This window comes from Lysinibacillus sp. G1-3, assembly GCF_056322905.1.
Genome location: NZ_JBWHYQ010000016.1, coordinates 1 through 21,920, shown reverse-complemented (window position 1 = coordinate 21,920; position 21,920 = coordinate 1). Strand labels below are relative to the sequence as shown.

At 37.7% G+C, this 21,920-nt stretch carries 23 protein-coding genes; 6 read left to right on the top strand and 17 right to left on the bottom strand.

Annotation, left to right across the window (positions count from 1 at the left end):
- Positions 1–24: 24 nt before the first annotated feature.
- Positions 25–1,041 (bottom strand): GPR endopeptidase, encoded by a 1,017-nt coding sequence (gene gpr / locus ACVYAD_RS17270; protein ID WP_349660088.1) that lies wholly within the window; start codon positions 1,039–1,041, stop codon positions 25–27.
- Positions 1,042–1,203: 162 nt separating this feature from the next.
- Here gpr and rpsT point away from each other — a divergent pair, with 162 nt between their 5' ends.
- The gene (gene rpsT, locus ACVYAD_RS17265) at positions 1,204–1,452 is read left to right on the top strand and encodes a 30S ribosomal protein S20 (protein ID WP_079562884.1); all 249 of its coding nucleotides are present in this window, start codon (positions 1,204–1,206) and stop codon (positions 1,450–1,452) included.
- Positions 1,453–1,597: 145 nt separating this feature from the next.
- Here the strand turns inward: rpsT and holA are convergent, their stop codons facing one another.
- On the bottom strand, positions 1,598–2,608 hold the full coding sequence (holA, locus tag ACVYAD_RS17260; RefSeq protein ID WP_476427281.1) for a DNA polymerase III subunit delta: 1,011 nt from the start codon (positions 2,606–2,608) through the stop codon (positions 1,598–1,600).
- A gap of 164 nt (positions 2,609–2,772) precedes the next feature.
- Between holA and ACVYAD_RS17255 the strand changes: the two genes are divergently transcribed.
- On the top strand, positions 2,773–2,910 hold the full coding sequence (locus ACVYAD_RS17255; RefSeq protein ID WP_349660086.1) for a YqzM family protein: 138 nt from the start codon (positions 2,773–2,775) through the stop codon (positions 2,908–2,910).
- A gap of 50 nt (positions 2,911–2,960) precedes the next feature.
- On the opposite strand, the gene ACVYAD_RS17250 is transcribed toward ACVYAD_RS17255, so the two are convergent.
- The 3 genes from ACVYAD_RS17250 to ACVYAD_RS17240 all read right to left on the bottom strand — a co-directional run bounded on the left by ACVYAD_RS17250 (position 2,961) and on the right by ACVYAD_RS17240 (position 6,852).
- Positions 2,961–5,090 (bottom strand): DNA internalization-related competence protein ComEC/Rec2, encoded by a 2,130-nt coding sequence (locus tag ACVYAD_RS17250; RefSeq protein WP_476427280.1) that lies wholly within the window; start codon positions 5,088–5,090, stop codon positions 2,961–2,963.
- Between the two features lie 140 nt (positions 5,091–5,230).
- On the bottom strand, positions 5,231–5,800 hold the full coding sequence (locus ACVYAD_RS17245) for a ComE operon protein 2 (RefSeq protein WP_476427279.1): 570 nt from the start codon (positions 5,798–5,800) through the stop codon (positions 5,231–5,233).
- A 404-nt stretch (positions 5,801–6,204) separates the two neighbouring features.
- Entirely contained in the window at positions 6,205–6,852 is a 648-nt protein-coding gene (locus ACVYAD_RS17240) for a helix-hairpin-helix domain-containing protein (RefSeq protein ID WP_476427278.1), read from the bottom strand.
- A 362-nt stretch (positions 6,853–7,214) separates the two neighbouring features.
- On the opposite strand from ACVYAD_RS17240, the gene ACVYAD_RS17235 reads away from it, so the two are divergent.
- Both ACVYAD_RS17235 and ACVYAD_RS17230 read left to right on the top strand, forming a co-directional pair.
- On the top strand, positions 7,215–8,510 hold the full coding sequence (locus tag ACVYAD_RS17235) for a methyltransferase domain-containing protein (protein WP_476427277.1): 1,296 nt from the start codon (positions 7,215–7,217) through the stop codon (positions 8,508–8,510).
- The gene (locus ACVYAD_RS17230; protein ID WP_476427276.1) at positions 8,507–11,092 is read left to right on the top strand and encodes a polynucleotide kinase-phosphatase; all 2,586 of its coding nucleotides are present in this window, start codon (positions 8,507–8,509) and stop codon (positions 11,090–11,092) included. Before ACVYAD_RS17235 ends, ACVYAD_RS17230 begins: the two co-directional genes overlap by 4 nt.
- 393 nt (positions 11,093–11,485) lie before the next feature.
- Here ACVYAD_RS17230 and ACVYAD_RS17225 read toward each other — a convergent pair whose 3' ends face one another.
- The 12 genes from ACVYAD_RS17225 to ACVYAD_RS17170 all read right to left on the bottom strand — a co-directional run bounded on the left by ACVYAD_RS17225 (position 11,486) and on the right by ACVYAD_RS17170 (position 20,218).
- A complete protein-coding gene (locus ACVYAD_RS17225) occupies positions 11,486–12,661 on the bottom strand; it encodes a DUF4085 family protein (RefSeq protein WP_476427275.1) in 1,176 nt (391 codons plus the stop codon).
- A gap of 586 nt (positions 12,662–13,247) precedes the next feature.
- Positions 13,248–13,382 (bottom strand): hypothetical protein, encoded by a 135-nt coding sequence (locus tag ACVYAD_RS17220; RefSeq protein WP_476427274.1) that lies wholly within the window; start codon positions 13,380–13,382, stop codon positions 13,248–13,250.
- Positions 13,375–14,139 (bottom strand): helix-turn-helix domain-containing protein, encoded by a 765-nt coding sequence (locus tag ACVYAD_RS17215; protein WP_476427273.1) that lies wholly within the window; start codon positions 14,137–14,139, stop codon positions 13,375–13,377. The genes ACVYAD_RS17220 and ACVYAD_RS17215 overlap by 8 nt, the downstream gene beginning before the upstream one ends.
- Positions 14,140–14,383: 244 nt before the next feature.
- Positions 14,384–15,124, bottom strand: a complete 741-nt coding sequence (locus ACVYAD_RS17210) for a class I SAM-dependent DNA methyltransferase (RefSeq protein WP_476427272.1) — start codon at positions 15,122–15,124, stop codon at positions 14,384–14,386.
- Between the two features lie 2 nt (positions 15,125–15,126).
- Positions 15,127–15,471 carry a ribosome silencing factor gene (gene rsfS / locus ACVYAD_RS17205; protein WP_349660074.1) on the bottom strand — a complete coding sequence of 115 codons (345 nt, stop codon included), beginning with the start codon at positions 15,469–15,471 and terminating at the stop codon, positions 15,127–15,129.
- Positions 15,468–16,040, bottom strand: a complete 573-nt coding sequence (gene yqeK, locus ACVYAD_RS17200) for a bis(5'-nucleosyl)-tetraphosphatase (symmetrical) YqeK (RefSeq protein WP_476427271.1) — start codon at positions 16,038–16,040, stop codon at positions 15,468–15,470. Before yqeK ends, rsfS begins: the two co-directional genes overlap by 4 nt.
- Positions 16,009–16,599: a nicotinate-nucleotide adenylyltransferase gene (locus tag ACVYAD_RS17195; protein ID WP_349660072.1), complete on the bottom strand. Its 591-nt coding sequence runs from the start codon at positions 16,597–16,599 to the stop codon at positions 16,009–16,011. The genes yqeK and ACVYAD_RS17195 overlap by 32 nt, the downstream gene beginning before the upstream one ends.
- 9 nt (positions 16,600–16,608) lie before the next feature.
- A complete protein-coding gene (yhbY, locus tag ACVYAD_RS17190) occupies positions 16,609–16,911 on the bottom strand; it encodes a ribosome assembly RNA-binding protein YhbY (RefSeq protein WP_349660071.1) in 303 nt (100 codons plus the stop codon).
- Positions 16,912–16,916: 5 nt separating this feature from the next.
- Positions 16,917–17,747: a shikimate dehydrogenase gene (aroE, locus tag ACVYAD_RS17185; protein WP_476427270.1), complete on the bottom strand. Its 831-nt coding sequence runs from the start codon at positions 17,745–17,747 to the stop codon at positions 16,917–16,919.
- A 30-nt stretch (positions 17,748–17,777) separates the two neighbouring features.
- Positions 17,778–18,881, bottom strand: coding sequence for a ribosome biogenesis GTPase YqeH (yqeH, locus tag ACVYAD_RS17180; protein ID WP_349660069.1), 1,104 nt, complete (start codon positions 18,879–18,881; stop codon positions 17,778–17,780).
- Positions 18,878–19,399: a YqeG family HAD IIIA-type phosphatase gene (locus ACVYAD_RS17175; protein WP_349660068.1), complete on the bottom strand. Its 522-nt coding sequence runs from the start codon at positions 19,397–19,399 to the stop codon at positions 18,878–18,880. Before ACVYAD_RS17175 ends, yqeH begins: the two co-directional genes overlap by 4 nt.
- 36 nt (positions 19,400–19,435) lie before the next feature.
- Positions 19,436–20,218, bottom strand: a complete 783-nt coding sequence (locus ACVYAD_RS17170) for a phosphatidylserine decarboxylase (protein WP_349660067.1) — start codon at positions 20,216–20,218, stop codon at positions 19,436–19,438.
- Positions 20,219–20,354: 136 nt separating this feature from the next.
- On the opposite strand from ACVYAD_RS17170, the gene pssA reads away from it, so the two are divergent.
- Both pssA and sigK read left to right on the top strand, forming a co-directional pair.
- A complete protein-coding gene (gene pssA, locus ACVYAD_RS17165) occupies positions 20,355–20,855 on the top strand; it encodes a CDP-diacylglycerol--serine O-phosphatidyltransferase (protein ID WP_386827752.1) in 501 nt (166 codons plus the stop codon).
- Between the two features lie 87 nt (positions 20,856–20,942).
- Entirely contained in the window at positions 20,943–21,650 is a 708-nt protein-coding gene (gene sigK, locus ACVYAD_RS17160) for an RNA polymerase sporulation sigma factor SigK (protein ID WP_049667745.1), read from the top strand.
- The last annotated feature ends 270 nt before the right edge of the window (positions 21,651–21,920 follow it).

Here is a 21,920-nt window from a genome sequence, read left to right as displayed (position 1 = left end):
ATGTGCCTTTTAGAACGGAAAAAATTATAGATTATTTGCCCAATTCATAAGCATAGATGATACGAGTTTTGCATAATTATCTATCCAATAATCGGCTTCTTTTGGAGTAACCATCAGCTGGTTATGAGAGCCGGCGAAAGTCTCTGCAAACAATTGTTGACGCTCTTCTTTAGACCATGTTGCCCATTCACCAAAAATCGGCTGTACTAAAGACATGTCTAGTTCTTTATTTATATCTGGTTGCCAAGAAGACAATGATAATTTTGATGAAGGTTTACTCCGCTCTGACACTCGTGCAGCTATAGAACGTAGCATTACCTCTACAGCATCGGCAATTAGTACAGGTGCATCAACTACTGTTGGGATACCAATTGCAGTAACAGGAATGCCAAGCATCTCATATGAGATTTCCTTACGCTTATTTCCTACGCCTGAACCAGGGTGTATCCCTGTATTCGTTAATTGAATTGTTTTACATAAGCGGTCACTAGCTCTTGTTGCAAGTGCGTCTACAACAATAATTAATTTTGGCTTTAATCGTTCAGCTATCGCCGCTACAAATTCACCCGTTTCATATCCTGTTTGACCCGTTACACCAGGCGCATACATGACGAATTTTTCATCAATTACATCTAAACTATGCAAATGATCAATAAGATATGGTCCTATAGCATCAGGTGTAATTGTACGATTACCTAGACCAATAATTAATATTTTGTCATCTTCTTTCCATGACATGGATTCATGCATTTTTTTAAAATTCACAAGCAATTCTTTCTCAAGCTGCTCAAATCCATCTCGATCTTCCAACGTCAAAGTAGGCACAGAGAGGGTAATATACTGCCCCTTCTTTTTCCCAATTTGTTGTTCGCCTTCTGCATTCACAACTACATCAGTGATTTTTACCCTACCAGCATTCCGATCTTCAATTTGAATACCACTCGACTCTTCAAGCGTTTCTTTTTGTTCTTTCGTTTGATGTAATACAACCTCTTCAGATTCATCGATTAAATCTGTACGTTGCCAATTAAAATTTTGCATACAGTTCACCTCAACAGTAGTTTGTTCAAACTGTCAAGTAAATATTCTTTGCATTTATCTATTGCAATTTGGCCAAGCGTTTGTTAAAATGATTTTTGTTGTATTGACACAAGAAATTAATGAGAAGATATCATCTCGTACCTATTTTAGGAGGTGAAACATATGCCAAACATTAAATCTGCGATTAAACGCGTAAAAGTTAACGAAAAAGCTAACGCTGCTAACACAAAAGCTAAATCTGCAATGCGTACTACAGTGAAAAAAGCTGAAAACGCTGTTGCTGCTAAAGCTGAAAACACACAAGAACTTTTACAAGCAGCTTACAAATCTTTAGATAAAGCAGCTTCAAAAGGACTTATCCACAAAAACGCGGCGGCTCGTAAAAAGTCTCGCCTTGCTAAAAAAGCGTAATTGTTGTAAAAGATCAGTATACTCTATTAAGAGTTGCTGATCTTTTTAATTTATAAGAAAAATTAATTACGCCTAAAAGAGCTGCCCATATTGCTTCGGACAGCTCATCAATAGTTGTTTTCATTTCTACACAACCGTTATTCCCTTAAAGTCGGCGCAGTAAGAAGAGTTCTAAATAACGCTCACGATTGCCTCCTGTTGATTTCAATTGTAAATCGACCTCTGCTAACTGATATAAAGCCTTCAATAAGCTTTCCTCTGACGGACGATTACGCTGCTCAACCATTAACTTGACACGATAAGGATGTATTTTTAAATTTTTTGCGATTTGCTGTGGATGATAACCCTTTTTTAATAAATAAAAGACATTGGACATCGTACGCACATTTGATGCAAGCAATCCAACAAGCATGATAGGTTCTTGCTTTTGACGCAGTAAATCGTGATAAATAGACAATGCTCCAACAGAATCGTTTGCAAAGTAAGCATTTAACATTTTAAAGGCATCCTGTTCTAATGTTTTTGCTACTAAATCCTCGACTAGTGTGGCAGTTATTTCACCACCCTCGCCTACATAAATAGTTAACTTCTCAATTTCCATTTGCAACTGTAGCATATTCGGTCCAACCATTGCGACAAGCTGCTCAATTGCATGTTGATTTATGCTGTTGCCTTCTGCTTTCACTATACTTTGTATCCACACAGCTAAGTCCTGCTCCTTTGGTGTTTCAGCTTGGACTAATAACGCATGCTCCTTCATCATCTTTGTCACTTTTTTACGTTCATCCAATTTCTCATATGGCGCGATAAATACTGTTACTGAAAAATCAGAAGGGTTAGCGAGCCATGATTCTAAACGTTTTATATCATGGTCAATTTTTTCTTTTCCCTTTTCTGTTGCCTTTAAAAAAGATGCATTTTTAGCAATAATAAGTTTTCGCTCAGAGAAAAAAGGAATTGTATCTGCTTCATCTATAACGACATCCACTGGCATTTCTTCCAAATCAAATGTTGACATTTCAATCTCTTCTTCGGGTCCTATCGCTTCTTTTAGCCGTTTAACTGTTTCGTCTATAAAATAGCTTTCTTCACCAACTAGTAAATAAACTGGTGAGAGCTGTCCTTTTTTAATATTATTCCAAACCGTTGAAATCATAATTTTCCCTCCATGTAGCAATACTACTAGTATACATGATTTATATTCCTTTGTGACTTTGACTGAATTGTGTCGATTCCTTGCCATATGGCAAATTCTCCGTTTCTTTATAGCTTTTATGAAATTGATGTCTTATAATAAATAACAGAATTGGAGGGATAACAATGAATCCATTTGAAGGAAAAAACATACAATGTCGCCGCAACGATGCAATCGATTCTGGAGTTGGCTTCGGTGTATCATTTGGGATGTTTACGCTTATGTTTCTTATCGCAATTATAGTAGAAGTAGCATCTAGATAATTATTTTATGTCTAGGAAAAAGACCTTGCTCATTGGACAAGGTCTTTTTCCTATTGCACAGACCAACTATTTTTACGAATTCTTACTTCAATCGTCCCATCTATTCCAGTTGTTAATGTAGATAAATGTCGACTTGTAAAACGCTCCACAATCTCTTTATGTGGATGACGGTAGCGATTATTGAGCCCAGCGCTGAAAATGGTTAGTTCAGGCCGTAACAGCTCTACAAATGGCTCAATACTTGATGTTTTACTACCATGATGCCCGGCCTTCAACAATGTCATATTCGCTAACTTCTTGTTGTAAAGATGAAGAAGCTCTTGTTCGCCATGCTCCTCTAAGTCACCTGTTAACAATGCTCGAAATAAGCCCTGTTGCATATATAAAACGATCGAATCGTCATTGCCCTCATAAAGAGTGTCACGGGGCCATAAATAATGAAAACTAGTGTTTCCTATGCGCCACGCTGTTCCCTTCATTTTTTCTTTCACAGGAACTTTTTTCTTTTTGGCTTCCATCAGTAAATCCCGCATTACTGGCTTGTCCATTGAACCTGGAGTGAGGTGAATTTCATGCATGTTAATCTCTTGCAAAATCTCTTCAGCGCCCTCTACGTGATCGGCATCCGCATGAGTGACGATAAAAATATCAATGTTTCGTATCCCTTTTCCTTTCAAAAACGGTACAACAACTTGTCTCCCGACCTCATATGGACTTTCTGACGTCTTCCATATATCCTGCTGCTCAAAGCGTAGTAAGCCTCCTGAATCAATGACATACACAGCCCTTCTAAACGGTAATTCAATAACTGTACAATCACCTTGACCAACATTTAAAAATGTCAGTTTAGTTTCGCTAAACAGCATCGGTAAAAAGTGAATACATAATGCAGGAATAAAGATCACAACTGCAAATTTACCATACTGTTTTATCTCGATAAAATAGAGGCCAGCTAATACACTTATTAACGCCACGCAAATAAGCCATATCACAGGCTTCCCTGGCGACCACAGCTGAAACGGCAAATCCTGAAGATATAAAATAAACTTCGCAAGCCAAATACGGAGCGGCTCGTACATATCAAATAAAGCTTTTGCTACTGGCTTTGATAGTATGGTTATAACAAACAAAGTCATATTAAAAGGCAGAATAACAAAGGAAAACAGTGGTACGAAAATAATATTTGCTAAAAATGAAGAAATAGAAATTTCATAAAAATGATGGAGCAATAATGGATAAACAAGAAGCTGGCACACGAATGTAATGAAAAATGAGCGGATTAACCAGTTCGCAAAACGTCTAAAAATGACAGCTGAATAGACGAGACTTACCGCTGCTAAATATGACAATTGAAAGCCAATCTGATAAATGACACCTGGCTCAAGAAGAACAAAACAAATAAAGCTAATGGCTAGTGCATCATCAATAAATACATGCCACCTAAAGTACCGCATTAACATGATTAATTCTACGACAGATACTGCACGCCATACGGAAGGAGCACCACCAGCTATCACACCATATATAGGTAAGATGATGAGTAACACTAAGGTCGCTATTTCCTTCCTTACGCCTATACGTAGAAGACCTTCAAAAAACAACCATGAGACAAACGCCACATGTAAACCAGAGATAGCAAATATATGTGTGATGCCTAGTTTTTGATAGGCTCTTTGAAGATCATGGTCGACTTGATCCTGCAATCCTATTAGAAGTGCTTGTGCTTCTGCAACTAGCGACTTCGGGAATGTTTTTTCAATATGTTTTTTCATATAGTGTCTCTGTTTAGCAAGAAACGAACGAATGGTTTTTCTCTCTTCTATAAAGGTCCAGGTTGAAACTTCATATATTCCCCTAGCACCTTTACTGATTAAATATTTTTCCATAGAAAACGCATACGCATGTGCGGGTGGAAGGGGTGCTATTAGTTCTCCCTGAACTAAATAGGTCCTACCTGTCAATGACGTAGTCTCATAAAAGCTTTTCTCTTCTTCTGACGAAAAAGTATAGACGACATACAGTTTCTCATCTGTTTCAGTTTTTACAAAGCCTCTGAGCTTTTGACCATTTATTTTATATTCACTCGACCAAGTTATTGGGAATGTTGACGGTAGAGGGGAAGAATCCGTCAGTTGAAATGTAACGATGAAGAAATAGGAAAGAAATCCAAAGACAATCACAAGAGCTGAAATTAAACGTATTTCACCTTTCCATTTAAGCCAGAATGTGAAAAGTAGAAGAACGGCAAGTAGCCAAGCTGACTTGTGTGCCGCTATTGAAGCAACAAGTACAGCTAGTGCTACGTAAATCCATTTATGCTTTAAAGCTTTTTGCCAAATAATGAACTCACCTTCTGTTCATATGGAAGCAATTTTTCTGCTGGCATACCACTCTCACGAAGTTCATTTAGCATGTCTATGTACAAGGCTAATTTTTCGTCGCTTAAGAAGTCGATTTTACGTTCATCAAACGGAACGTGTACTACCTCTACACTTGCTTTTTCAAATAACTCTTGTGCATAAGGGTTATTTTTATAATCCGTAGCGTAATACACACGTTCAATACCTGCTTGAATAATAGATTTCGTACATGGTAGACATGGGAAATGTGTAACATATAAGTCTGCACCTTTTGTAGGCGTCCCATATTTAGCACATTGTAGTAGTGCATTCATTTCAGCATGCACTGTGCGCACACAATGGTTATCAACTACATAGCAACCATTTTCTATACAATGTTCATCACCTGTAATTGAACCATTATAGCCACCTGCAATAATTCGCTTATCTCTAACGACAGTTGCTCCTACTGCAAGCCTTGTACATGTACTACGTAATGCGAGTAAATGGCTTTGCGCCATGAAAAATTGATCCCAAGTAATTCGCTCCATATGACTACCTCCGAAAATTTACTTATATTGATTATTTACGCTGTGCTTTTATTGCAACAGTCCTTTTCTACTATAGTGTAGCCCTTTTTGAAAAGAGTCGTCAATATCTCAAAACTTACTGCCATTACAGGTATATTGATTAACCATTTTTATCCACTCTAATTAATTAGAAGGCACTGATTTCCGCTGCGGGCGAGCGTCGAGCCGCTTCCTCCGCTTCGTTGCTGTCGCACAGAAAACATCCGCTCCGTGCAGGGTCTCGTCTGTCTCGCTTTCCCGCGGGAGTCGAGTAGCCCTACGCTACATTCATTTAAAATGGGCATATATTAGCAAAATAGCAACAAAAAAATCATTTTATCGCTCAATAATAAACCTGTTTTTCTCAATCAACACGCCTGCTACCATTACTTAACTGTAATAAAATCCTTTAGCTTCTCAAATGTTTTGTCGCCAATACCGCTCACTTTTTTTAAATCCTCAATTGTTTTAAAGCCACCATTTTCCTCACGGTACGAAATAATGCTTTGCGCCTTTGATGGACCAATACCTGATAATGTCGTAAGCATTGCTTCATCTGCTTTATTTAAATTGACCTTTTGATCTTTCATACCGTTGTCGCCTTGTGAAGTTCCGCTAGTAGGCATCGTCAAAATAGAGGACGTAATTTCGTCCAGCTTTTCACCCTTTTGAGGAATGTAAATAACCATCTCATCCTCCACTTTTTGCGCATGATTAATGAGTTGCGTATCAGCATCCTGGGTATAGCCACCTGCAAGCTGTACGGCATCTATAATGCGTTTATCGGACTGTAGCTCATAGACACCAGGATACATAACAGCACCCTTTATATCAACAAATACCTGCTGTCTGACCGCTTCATCAACAGATTCTTTTATTTCATATTGTTCAATAGGTTGGATTGTTTCGATAAGCTCTTCTTGGGGAGGTGAAGAGTCAGAACTCGAAAAAAAGAAGTAACTAAGTCCACTGATAACAAGTATGCCGGGGAACAACATACTTTTTTTATACTTTTGCCAAAAAGATTGGATCATCAACTAACATCCTTTCCTTTGCAAAAGGTAATCATATGGAGTCTATTTCATCTTACAATATCCTTCATGCGTTGAAAAGATAATTTATCTATTAAGACAAAAACGAAAGCAACTTTGACCTTTGCTTATTATGACACTGACATAATGAAGTAAAATTATGTTATGCTTTGAATAATAAGGGCTCATCACTGAAACGTGTGGTTGATTTCCGTTCCAGCTGGGCGCATTCTCGGGTCCATGGTCCAGTCTCCACTCAACCAATATATATGGCTAACATTTTAACAAATGTCATCTACAACTTTTGGTGATGAGTCACAATAAAAAAATACATAATGCCTTTGCGTACTGAATGGAGGAAGAATATGCAGCTAACAATACAGGCAACGGGAGAAAATGTGAAAGCAATCTCCTACTTACTATCAAAAAATCCGAATAATTTATATGAACGGCGTGTAAAAGATCATTTCGTTCGACTTGTTTATCACGAGCTTTCTGAAACAAGCCTTGTTGTGACAATATTTGTTACACCAAATGCACTCGCTCTTGTTCAAAATGACAATGCACTTGATATTACACATTATATTAATGACCGTGAATTCGCCGCTAGTAGTATTTTTTTATCCCTTATCCGTTCTGCTTTAGGTACTGCGTTAAATGGCAAACCAAAAGAACAATATATTGAATGGGTAGCTCAAGCATTTTCATTTTCATTTGAATTCGGTCCAATCGCTTCAGCTATGACAAATGAAGCAATAAATGAATTGTTTCAACCTCTTGGATACACTGTAAAGATCGAAGCTTTGAATAACGAACATCGCGCGCGTTTTCTCACATTATCTGCAGACATTACACTACAAAAAGCACTACAGCATCTCTTTGTACTGATCCCCGTTTTAGATGATTATAAGCACTACTTTATCGATGAATTGGAAGTTGATAAGCTGAAACGATACGGAGAAGGTTGGTTAAATACACATCCAATGAAAGAATTTATTTATAAAAAAGCTCTACGCTTCTCCCATTTATATGATGGTAACACAGCACCACAAAATGTAACGCGGTCACTCAATACATTACGCTACGAAAAAATTGTTGAAGCCATTAAAAATCTACCTCGAAAATCATCAATCGTTGACTTTGGTTCTGGTGAAGGAAAGCTTTCAAGTTTACTTGCCTATGTTAAAGGAATTGATGAGTTGCTTGCGGTTGAACCAAGTGAAGCTGCAATGAAAAAAGCAATCAAGCGTTTTGAAGGTTTAGAGGATGCATTTGTAACCCCAAAACCTACATGGGGCTCGTTATTTTATTTCGATGCACGATTAGAACATAAAGACGTCATTGTTTTATGTGAAGTCATTGAACATATTAATGAGGAACGATTACCTAAAATAATGAAGTTGCTTTTAACTCAATATAGTCCTCAAACATTAATTGTGACAACACCAAATGCTGAATACAATGCTGTATACAAATTAGATGAAATGCGTCATGATGATCACCGATTTGAATGGACACGCCAACAATTTCAAGAGTGGTGTCATGCGATGAATCGCAATGAACAATATGCGCTTTCATTTACTGGCATCGGCGATCAACATGATATATACGGACAACCTACCCAAATGTGCATTTATACGAAAAAGGAGGAGAATGTATGAACATCAAGATTCCACATGCAGGGATTGTTCTGCTAATTGGTCCATCCAATAGTGGAAAATCTACTCTTTTACAACAATGGGTTAATACAGGTATGCTTTCTCCTTCTGAAATTATTAGCTCTGATGCATATCGGACACTTGTTTCCGATACGGATTATATCGATTTTCAACATCATTCGAAGGAAGAAGCAGATTTATTATATGATGAATATTTCGCTATTTCAGCACAAGCCTTTGCAGTTATGGAACGCGTAATAGAGGCTAGAAGCTCATTAAATAAATGTACCTTTGTTGATGCTACACATTTACAATCAGAGGAACGTCAAAAATATATTTCGCTTGGAAAAAAACTACATGTCCCTGTTAGTGCAATTGTATTGGACATTCCTCTTGATGAATTGTTACATCGAGATACTTTGCGCAAAGACCCAAGAGGTAGTAAACGTATTAAACAGCAGGCACGCTTATTAAAATCAGAAAAACGATTTATTAAAAAAGAGTCGTTTACTAAAACCTATTTTGTAACAGAGACGGATGGACTAACATTATCAAGACAAAAGTCGCCGCTACTGTTAAATGTAGAGTCTGGACTTGATATTATTGGTGATATTCATGCTTGCTTTGATGAATTTATCGAATTACTTGGTAAGCTAGGCTACGAAGAGAATGAGGAAGGTTACTATATTCATCCACAAGGTCGACGCTTTGTTTCAGTTGGAGATATTATGAGCCGAGGACCAAAATCAATCGCAACGATGGACTTTTTCGATCGCCATATTGAGCGTGGGCTTGCTTATATGACTGACAGTAATCATGGCTGGAAAATCGCTCGTTGGTTAGATGGACGCAAAGTAACATTACATCATGGGGATGAGCTAGTTGAAGCTGAATTTAACGTTTATGAAGAAGATTACGGAGCAGAGAAAACAAATTCCTTAAAAGCTCGTCTCGCAAAATGTTTACTTGCTGCTCCCTCTCACTATTTGTTAGTGAATAATGGCATTTATTCAGCTGTAGTTACACACGCAGGTATCCGTGACCGTTATATAGGCAAACAATCGACAAGAATTTCTGATTTCTGTCGTTACGGTGATGTTCAAGGGCAAGATAAATCTGGAAAGCCTATTCGTAATGATTGGTTTATAGAGCATCAAACATCACAGCTTATTATTTGGGGGCATGATCCTAAAATTCAGCCGTTAAAGCTAAATAATACGTTGAATATTGATCAAGGAGTTGTTTTTGGGGGGCAGCTAACTGCTTTTCGCTACCCTGAAAAGACATTTGAGTTTGTGAAGGCGTATAAAAACTATGCCGGTATCGAACGAAATCCTCTAATTGAGGCAAAAGCTCAACGTTTTACACCACCAAACATCGGGGCATTTTTAGAAGGATTCACAGTGGAAACTGCCTACTTTAACAATGTACAAATAGGCGGTGCTCATGCAAAGGCAGCGATCGACAGTGTTTCTCATTATGCATTGCCGTTAGAACAGCTAGTTTATATTCCACCAACGATGAGCCCAACACCACAAACATCTTCGTTAGCAGATACGTTGGAACACCCTTCTGAAGCATTTGCTTATTATAAAAAGCACGGTGTCCAGACAATGATTGCCGAGAAAAAACATATGGGCAGTCGCGCTGTTCTTTTACTGTTTAAAGATGCGCTTATTGCAAAGGAATACGTTGATACAGAAACACTTGGTATAATTACAACTAGAGCAGGAAGACGGTTTTTCGATAAAGAGACGGAACAAAAAATTTTGCAACAACTTCATACAGAATTAATAGAGAAAAATTATTTCGAACAGTTTAATACAAATTTCGTACTACTCGATGCAGAAATTTTACCTTGGAACTTAAAAGCGCAACAACTAATCGATCAACAGTATGCACATGTAGCTGAGCAAGCACTAATGGACCGCACAAAGCTTATGGAGAAACTACGTGACACAGTACAAACCGATGTTTCAGAATGGCTTCAGGAGTATCAGGGATTACTTGAAAATGCACAACGATTTTCAACTGTTTACCAAAATTATTGTTGGGATGTCCAGGATGCTTCATCTATTCAAATTGCACCCTTCCATGTATTAGCACATAGTTCGGAAACGTTTTTCCATAAACCGCATATATGGCATATGGAAATGAATAGACTTTTCGCCAATAATTCAACACTATTTATTGAAACAGAGTTTAAAGTCATTACGGATGAAGCTTCTGAACAGGAGATCATTACTTGGTGGGAGGAAATGACTGCTGCTGGTCATGAAGGTATTGTTATTAAACCTGAAATATTTGTCACAAAATATAATGGCAAGCTCATTCAGCCCGCAATTAAAGTACGTGGTCGTGAGTATTTACGAATTATTTATGGTATGGACTATTTAGAGCCTTCACATTTAACGAAACTGAAGGAACGTAATCCAAGTAAAAAAATGAAGCATGCATTGCGCGAATTCGCACTCGGACTAGAAGGAATAGAACGTTTTGTTAAAGGTGAATCGACTGCCCGTATTCATGAATGTGTACTCGGGACATTAGCACTCGAAAGTGATCCTGTCGACCCTAGACTTTAGTAAGATCGCCACTCATCATGTGGAGGTGAACACAATGTGTTGCTTTCTCAAACATTTTGGTGAAGAACTCTTTTTCTGACATTCTATCCGTCACTTTTATTTTTATGGTCATAAATTTTGAGCTGCAGTTTTGAGATTTATCGAGAACTTTTGATTGTTTATCGACCAACTTTATCGATTTATCAACCAACTTTTTTAATTTATCTACCAACTTTCGAAAAATATCGACATCTACCTTCATACAACATTATCTGACCGCACTAATAATTTGCGTATAAAAATTTTCACATCAAAAAAGCGCGAGAAATCAACGTTTCTAAATTGATTTCTCGCACTTTTTAATGTTTCGACCAGTTTTGTCCCACCTCTTTTCAGCATTACTTTCTACAAGCGTTATTCTGCTAAGATATCTTTAAATTTCGCTTGGAGCTCAGTCGTTAAGATTCCCTCATTGTAAAAATGGCGAATAAACACATTTTGCATCATATCATCCTCTTGAGCAGGATTCATCTTCATTAAAATATGATTAATCTTCTCCGCGAGCTGTACTGGATTGGCATACATTGTATTCCATGCGCGAACCTTTAACTCTAAATCCGTACCGAGGGCCGCCTCCTCCAAGTCCTGTATTGGTACTGGCTCACTAAAATGTGCATACGGGTCTTCATATGTATCTGTATGTAAAAAATGAATACAATCATCTAATTTGTCTGCCACACATATTGTATCTACAAAAACGCCTTGATCATTTTCATATAGATTGCTATTTTCTAAAACTAAAAACGGTGCGTGTTGCTGAATCCCGATTACTCGTTTTTTTAATTGTGGTGTAATAAAGATTAAACCATGCTCTAGCTGCAATGTTTGAACGTATGTAGAAAAATTACCGTTTTCAGCAAAATCAATATATGTTTTTGGGCGATAATAAAATTCAGCGTCTAACTCCGCTGCTTCAATCGTCCATTCCACTTCTGGACAATCAAAAATAACACGTAGTGCCATTCCATTCGCTGTTTTTCTGAGCTCATCATAAATATAAAACTGCTCTGGTTCTACTTGACCTACCTCACTTAAAATTTTGTTAAATGTTAGAGAAATGATTGATTTTGCAGTAAAGCCCCCTGCCATATCAAATGTTAATTCAACTTGAGTAGCATTACGTTGAATACTAACTATTGTTGCATCATGAAGGCTTTGTTCAAAGACCTCTCTCTCCTTCGGTTTCATATAAACTAACGTTTTCTGCTTTTCCTCATATGCTGCATCGAGAATATTTTCAAATAGCTGCTCCTGTTCATTTCTCCATCCTAAAAAATCTTCTCGTACATGTTTAGGAACATCTGGTGTATTCAACGTACTATCTAAAATATATGTATGAAATCGCAGTGGTAAATAGTTCATTAAACTATCGCGTATTACATCTAACTCTTGCTTCTTTTCCTTATATGGATCAATATCATTTTCCTTTGCATAGGCAAGGTAATCTGTCCACTCTTCATCTGATTCGTAAATAAATAGTCTCATCGCATTTTCATATGCTTTTTTATCTTGCATTGTTAAGTGCCACATAATTTCAGCTCCTTTAATTGGGTAGTTTGAAAAATTACTCTTACAATTATTTCGTTTATTTAGCCTGCAAGGTATTCTGAATCGAAAATGATTTATATCTTATTATTTTGCGATTTTCTGTTCCCTTTCGTGACAAACTCAATTGTTGTAATCAGGATTTTCATTACAAAACTTATTGATAGCCCTTCGGTTATAGCATTATTAAAAGAAGCGGTTGTATGCATAAACACAAACCACTTCTTAATATTTTCTTTATTTTCAGAACGCTGATTACAACATCTTACTATCGTACGGTTTATTTTCACGAATAAACTCTTCCACAAAGGTTACACACTCACTAAATCTCTTATTGTCCAATTATCCTGCAACTGTGCCCTATCCCCTGTTACATGATGATGATGATGGTGTGGATCACTATTGAGCCCCTCTTGTAGCATGTGGTGAGGACAAAATGGTGCTCATTTTCCCAGGCACTGATATGACCAGGCTTCTTTCTATTTTTTTCTATGAATAGCAGTATTGTATTTTATTGTCATTTTTATCAAACCACTCACGAACCCTAAGTTGGGTTTCGCCATAAAAACCACTAAGAAAGTAATGTAATTTTGATTACTGTATTGTCTGGATTAATAGGACCATCTTCAATTAATAAATCTGTAGGTTGACGTAAGATTGGATTGAAGCGAGTTAATAATGGTGCATAATCAGTTAATTTAGGCATTTGTACCTTTCTTAGCCTGTATTTGCTTTAATAAAGCATTTTTCTGCACTATATACCCCTTCCAATCAAAAACGTCTACAGCCTCATCTAATCCATCAATTAGGCTATCACTTTTATTTCCATACAAATATTCAAACTCTCCGCCATATTCAATTTCATATTCAGTTATTCTACCTTGGATAACCTCCAACTTTTCTTCCAGTGTTTGGGCTCTACGTTTTTTCTCTTCGTGTATCCATTGCATTTCAAACGATATAACTGGATCGGACCATAATTTAAGTGCAACTCTAGGAATTTTTTTAACGTTGTTAATTATTTTATATTCTAGACCATTATTTAGATACTTATAAATAGTTGGCTTTGAAACCCCTAAATATTCTGCTGCTTGCTCAGTAGAGACTAACTCGGCTATATCATAATCATAATCTATATATCCGCAATCTGTCGTTTCTAAAAACAATTTTTCAAATGCCAACTTAACAGCACTTAACTCATTTTTTTTCTGATTTTTTTCATCCAATAGTTCTAATACTTGATCAAAAAATAGTTTGATTGTGTCCGACATGAATTTTTCAGATGACTTTAATTTTGTTTCTCTTAATTGAATATATCGAACTGATTCTGAAAATGTATCAGGGATAGAATCCCCAAGAGAATATAGAAGGAATTGTGTTTCTTTTTCTAATAAATCTGCGTCTTTAGTTTGAAACGCTAAGTCAATGGATTCTTGTGTTTTTTGGATTACCGCTATACTCATTTTCATCACCTCTCACCACCATACAATGTATTTTTTTACAAAAATACAATTTTATCTATTTACAATATCCCCTTTTTGTAAATAATATATGCGAATTGTCTTAAAATAATTCGTGCTATTATACATTCTTTTCTGCTTTATTCACCACTTCAAAATCGATATTACAATTCTGTTTTCTTAGTAAAGAACTTGTTCACAAAGCAAAAAAACAGCTTGCTAGTTAGTTTACCAGCAAGCTGTTCTTCTATTTCACCGCACGGATAAAAATGCGTTCACTTTCATATTCAGGACCTTCATCAGTAAAATCAGCTGTTACTTCTACATGTTTAAAGCCAATTGCATGAAGCCATGCCATATACTGATCGATTGAGAACGTGCGCTGATTATGCTCTTCGTCAAAGCGTTCATACAAATCACTCGCAGCATCACGCACATAAAAGGTCATTTGGTGGACAACGGAATGTTCAAAATCGCCAGGCTCCGTATGCCATACATAGCTAATGTCACCATCGTCATACGTAAACGGACCGTCTAAAAATATATCATTCATTTTAAATAACGAATGCACATCAAAAAACAGTTGGCCTTCATCTCGTAAAGCAGCATGAATACGTTCTAATGTTGAATAAACTGCTTTTTCGTCCATTACATAATTCAGCGAATCAATAGCAATCGTTACAACGTCAAGCGCCCCAAATCCATCTAATTCATCCATCGACATACAATAGAGAGGCACATGTAATCCTGCATCAGCAAAGCGCTCTGCAGCAATGGAGAGCATACTTTCCGATAAATCAACCCCACTCACCTTGTAGCCTGCCTGCGCAAACGCCAGGCCAAGCACGCCTGTACCGCAGCCGATATCTAAAAGATTCGGGTATTGAGTGCTTGGTGCATGCTGCAAAACCCATCCTACATAACGTTCATAAGGGATATCCGTTTGCAACTCGTCATACACGTGTGCAAATCGTTCGTAGCTACTCACCCTTAAGCCTCTGGCATGTCTAATTGCGGTGCATCGCCCCATAGACGTTCTAAATTATAATAAGCACGTTCATCTTTGTGGAATACATGCGCTACAACATCTCCAAGATCCACAAGAATCCAGCGTGCTGCATCAAAGCCTTCTACACGACGAATTTCATAGCCCTCTTTTACTGCTACCTCTTGTAATTCACGTGCGATTGCTTGCACTTGGCGGTCAGAATTACCATGAGCAATAATAAAGTAATCTGCTAAAAGTGAAATGCCCTCCATATTTAAAACGACAATATCCTCACCGTGTTTGTCGTCAATTGCTTTGTAAGCTGATTGTAATAAAGTTGAAGTCATCCTTCACTGTCCTCTCTTTTCATCATATCGTTGTAACATTCTATTGATAATGGATAAATTGGTTGTTTTGTGTCAATTAAAAATCCCAATGTATGGCGTACACAAGCGCTCATCACTTTATCCAAACTTTTCTTTGCTTTTTTTCGCAGACGATCAACACCATCAAATTTACGATTCGGTTCAATCATATCTGCAACAAAAATAATTTTTTCTAAACGGCTCATGCCTACGCGTCCTGTTGTATGAAAACGAATAGCATTTAACATATCCTCATCAACAATGCCAAATTCGCTTTCTGCAATATAAGCACCTACTGGACCATGTAGTAATTCACTACCCCAGCCAATAAAGCGAGCATCTAATTTTTCATCAAGGACGATTTGCTCCATCCATTCAATATCTGCATATTTCGCAATATCGTGAAGGATGGCTGCAATTTCAGCCTTTTTTTCATCCTCACCATAAAATTTTGCTAGCTCAATGGCTGTTTCCATTACACCAATGGTATGAATATAGCGCTTCTCAGGCATGCGTGGCTTAATCGCCGCTAGGTACTGTTCGCGTTCCATAAAGACCTTCCTCTCGTATGAACGTCTCTACCGCTTCTGGCAGTAAAAAAGTAACCGTTCCTCCAGTAGCAAGGCGTTCACGAAGCAGTGTGGACGATAAATCGATTTGGGGAGCTTCCACCATTAGTATAGGATACTCTGTTGTGGCCTCTGTTCCTGGACGCTTTACTCCTACAAATTGCACAAGCTTCACTAATTCATCAATACAGTACCATGTATGAAGTGAATCAATCATGTCACCGCCAATGATAAAGTAAAACTTCACATTAGGCTCTCTTATACACATCGCAGAAAGTGTCTTATATGAATAGGATACGCCACCCTTATCCACCTCATACGACTCCACAGAAAAATACGGATATGGACTTATTGCACGCCTTACCATTTCAAGGCGCTCCACATCACTAGCATCATGAGGTGCAAACTTATGTGGTGGTATTGCATTGGGCATAAAGCGAACTTCATCAAGATCTAAAGCATGAAGTACTTCATTAGCCATCATTAAATGTCCAATATGTGGCGGATTAAATGTACCTCCCAGTAAACCGACCTTTTTCATCGTTTCACCTTATTTCGTTGCTTTTGGTAATGCAATCTTTTTATTATTACGTGACTCTTTATATAAAACAACTGTTAGTCCAATTAATTGTACAAGCTCTGCATGAGCACCTTTAGCAAGTGCTTCTGCCACTCCATGCTTGTCTTCTTCACAGTTATCTAAAATACGTACCTTAATCAACTCTCTTACTTCTAATGCTTCACGAATTTGCTTTGTCATTTCGTCATTAACGCCGCCTTTTCCTACTTGGAAAATTGGTGTTAAATGATGTGCTTCTGCACGTAAAAAACGTTTTTGTTTACCTGTTAACATAAAAATTAATATCCTCCTAATTGCACCTTTAGTTGGGCAATCACTGAATTTGTATTCGGGTATTCACCAAGCCAATGCTCAAAAGCAATAGCCCCTTGATGAACAAACATTCCAAGACCCGTAACGACGGTTGCTCCTTTTTCATCAGCCGCTTTTAAAAAAGGCGTCATTAATGGATTATACACAATATCGGCCACAATTGCGCCTTCTGTAAGTTGTTCTAATGAAAATGGCATTGAAAAATTGCCCGTAGCAAGGCCAGCCGATGTCATTTGCACTAAAATGCCGAAATCAGCTAATGATTCTTCTGCATCTGCTAAAGAAATAGCATTTCCTATACCCATTTCATCGACAATTACCTTTGCGTTTGCCACTGTGCGATTGGCAATGGTTAAATTCGTATAACCTTGCTGCTGCATAGCAAAAGCTATGCCACGAGCAGCACCGCCCGCACCAATCAGAAGAACCGGCTTGTCTTTATGTGACTTGCCAACAGCCTCTTCAAGCGAGCGCACAAAACCAACACCGTCTGTATTGTATCCCTTTAATTTTCCTTCTTTTGTACGGACAACCGTATTGACAGCTCCCATTTTTTCTGCCAACTCATCTAGCTCATCTAAATAAGGAATGATCGCTGTTTTATGTGGAATTGTAACGTTCCAACCACTTGCACCTAATGTTTTTAGACCAGCAACCGCTGACTCCAAACTTTCAGAAGATACACGAATTGGAATATACGTCGCATCTATCGACAGTTCCTCGAACCAAGCATTATGCATCGCTGGGGATTTTGAATGCTCGATCGGATCACCAATAACCGCAAACCATTTCTTCATTTCCTAGTCCCTCTTCTCTACTTGTACAACTTAAATTAGTGATGGGCGAATTGAAACTTGTACACCCTTTGGTGCATAAGCTGCTACAACTACATCAGCATGCTGCACAGTAATCCACCCAAGACCTGAGAATACAACATCTGTTTTCGCTTCTTTGATTGAGAACTCATGACGCACTAATGGCGGTAGTTGTTCTATAAATTCAGCAGTTGGAGGTGCAAGCAACTCACCCTTATGTTCTGCATATAATGTATCTGCCTTCTCAAGCTTTGTACGGTGAATTGGTAAATCATTTGCCACATGAACCGTAAATGCGGAACGATCTCCTTGAATAAAGTCAAAACGAGCAAGGGCACCAATAAATAATGTTTGTCCTGCATTTTGTTGATATACTTTTGGCTTTATTTCTTTTTTAGGCATAATATATTTTAATTCACTAGCGTCAATATGGTGTGCCATCTGATGATGATTAATAATTCCTGGTGTATCATATAATGAGCTACCATCATCTAGTGGAATTTCAATCATATCTAAAGTGGTACCTGGGAAATGAGAAGTTGTAATTACTTCACCTTCACCCGTAGCCTGCTTGATAATGCGATTAATGAACGTGGATTTCCCAACATTTGTACAGCCGACAACGTAAACATTTTGTCCATTACGGTACTCATCAATGGCTTCCATCGCTTCAGCCATCCCTTTTCCTTTATGAGCACTTACTAAAAGTACATCAATAGGTTGTAGACCTAGAGCCTTCGCTTCTCGTTTTAGCCAATTAATCACTTTTTTCGGTTTCACAGATTTCGGTAATAAATCAGCTTTATTGGCGATTAATAACACAGGATTTTTACCTACGAAGCGGTGCAGTCCCGGTAGCCAACTCCCATTGAAGTCGAATATATCAACAATTTTTACGATTAAGCCTTGCTGAGTTCCAAGACCGTTTAAAATACGTAAAAAGTCGTCATCTGTTAATGACACTGGTTGAATTTCATTATAATTTTTCAAACGGAAGCAACGTTGGCAAATGACCACGTCTTTTTCTAATGATGATGGGGGTGCATACCCAACTGCTGTTTTATCTTCTGTTTGAATTGTTGTACCACAGCCAATACAATTTGGCATTTCGTTCATTCTTTTTCCTCCCAAGTACTGATTCCTTTTCTTTTTAAAGTATTGAACACACGGCGTTCAATAAATCGATTGAATTTTGTTACGAGCCCATCTGATTGTGCAACCGGCTTTACTAGTACCGTATGCAAGCCTAGACGATTTGCGCCCATTACATCAGTTAGTAGTTGGTCTCCTACCATTACTACTTCCTGCGGTCGTAGCCCCAATTGAATAATGGCGCTATAAAAGGCATTACGAAGTGGCTTTCTTGCCTTATGAATATAAGGAATACCTAATGGCTCAGCAAACTGCTTAACACGCGCTTCTTTGTTATTCGACGCAATAATAACACGAATGCCAGATTCTTTCATAATGCGAAGCCAAATAATAAGCTCTTCCGTTGCATCTGCACGGTCCCATTCCACAAGCGTATTATCTAAATCCGTAATAATCCCTTTAATACCTAAGTTTTGTAGCTTTTCCGGTGTAATTTCATAAATACTCGTGACAAATTCATTTGGTAATAAAAAATTATACAAAATAGCGACCCCTAATCTAAACGTATTATTCGACCATTATAGCATATTTGCGAAGGCTTCACCCATTTGAATTGGGCTTCCTTGTACAACATTTTCCGTAAATTCTATTGCATCCTTTTCAAACAGCATAACTACTGTTGAGCCAAATGAAAAATATCCGACTTCTTGACCCTTATGCCACTGGGTTGTTGTATTAGTGAGCACAATAGAGTTTACAAAGGTAGCGCCAACTTTAATAAACGCTATCTGCTGTTTATTTGCCACTTTCAGCTCCGTTACCGAACGATAATTGTGCGATATTGGCTTTTTACCGTATGTAAGACCGAGCTGATTAACAGGATAGGATTTTTGACCAAGTGTATACTGTCGTAACACCTCTCCATCAATCGGGCTATGAATTCGGTGATAATCTGCGGGACTCAAGTAAAACACAATAAAATGCCCATCTGCATATTGTGAAGCACGTTCTGTATTGCCAAGTAAATCTTGTAATGAATAAGGTTTACCCTTTACAAGAAATGTCATATCCCATTCGATACGCCCAAATGATTCTACTTTGGCATCCACTGGACTCACATAAGTACTGGGATTTTGTTCAATTGTACGTGCATCTTCTAAAAGCTCTCTTGTAAAAAAGTCATGTAGACTTGAAAATTGTTGTTGTTTTTTCGCAACCTCTTCAAGTTTAATATCGTATACTTTCATGTAACTAGGAATAATACGTTTACTCCACTTTGCTTTTGCAATAGATTGCAAAAGCTGGGAAGATTGCTTACCGTTTGTTAATTCAATTAAGCGTTGATATAGTTTTTCTTTCATAAAACAAAACCCCTATCGATTAATTTAGACTGTCAATTTTTTCGCATTCGAAGTATAATGGTACAATATCTTAAGTGCAAAGGAGTGATCCCCCTTGTTTTTTTATCACAAGTTGGTGGATACCACGGTTAAGAAAATGAAATCGCAAGCAGCAAATTTTATCACAATCAGTAATATGTCCTTCGGCGGCGCGGCCATAATGGCTACACTACATGAATACTATAGCTACAGTGTCTTGTTTATCTTTATCGCAGCCCTTCTTGATCGCTATGACGGGAAGGTGGCTAGAGCACTTGGACAAGTGTCTGATTTAGGCAAACAATTAGATTCTATGAGTGATATTATATCATTTGGTGTGGCACCTGCATTATTAATGTATAAAGTTGTCTTAGTCGACTTTGGTTTTGTCGGTATGACAATGACAGTATTGTATATCGTCTGCGGTGCGATGAGATTAGCTCGCTTCAACATTTCAGAAGCAAACGGCTATTTCACAGGGCTACCGATTACTGCGGCAGGTACAGTCTTAACTTTAACGTATTTCGCATCTAATACGTTCCACCCGGTATTTTATCTTTTCCTATTCCCTATACTAGCATTACTAATGATTAGTACACTCACGTTAAAAAAAGTGTAACAGCGCATTTGCTGTTGCACTTTTTTTCATTTAACACAGCTTTAAAACATATACTGTCGAAAAATGGGGAAAGGATGAAATCATTCAATGAGCGGAATTTTTACATCTATGTTGCAGTTATGGCTTGAGATCCCAGCATTACTTGGCTATTTAAAGGGGCAAACTTTCCATAAACCCTTTTCAAAAGAAGAGGAAGCTGCTTGTATTGAACGATTTTTAGGCGGTGATGAGCAAGCGCGTCTTGACCTAATTGAACGTAATATGAGACTTGTCGCACACGTTGTAAAAAAATTCCACCCGAAGCATGAACAACTTGATGATTATATTTCCATCGGTACGATTGGTCTGATGAAAGCCGTAGAAAGTTATACGCCTGACAAAAAGACCCGTCTTGCCACTTATGCCGCCCGCTGTATCGAAAATGAAATTTTAATGCATCTGCGTACACAAAAAAAAGTGCAAAAAGATGTTTCCTTATTTGAGCCAATCGGTACAGATAAGGATGGTAACGCCCTACAAATCCGTGATCTCTTACAATGCGATGAAGAAAGTGCAACAGAAAAAATTGAACATAAAGAGCATGTTGCACAACTATATCACTATTTGCATATGCTCGACGAACGTGAGCTCGAAATCGTTACACTTCGCTATGGTCTTAACCAGCAGGATGCACTCACACAAAAGGAAATCGCTGCACGTTTAAATATTTCTCGTAGCTATGTATCTCGCATTGAAAAGCGAGCACTTATTAAACTCTATCAATTATATAAACGAGATCAAAAAATTATTGAGTAATAATAATTCAATAAATATATGACATTATTACGCAATGAATCTTGTATTTTTATCGGTACAAAAGGAGACATTTGTAGCTGACGTTTCACTTTCGCTACGAAAACATTTGCTAAAATAAAGAAAGCCCTCTTGCGTCATTAAAATGAACTGAACCCTATTTTGTAGACAGTTTAATAAAAAGGGATGTAGTTGTAAGTTAAGCCGCAATGAGATGGCTTCGGTAAGTTGCCGGAGCCATCTTTTTTAGTGTCCATTGTTTTCGTGTGTGAT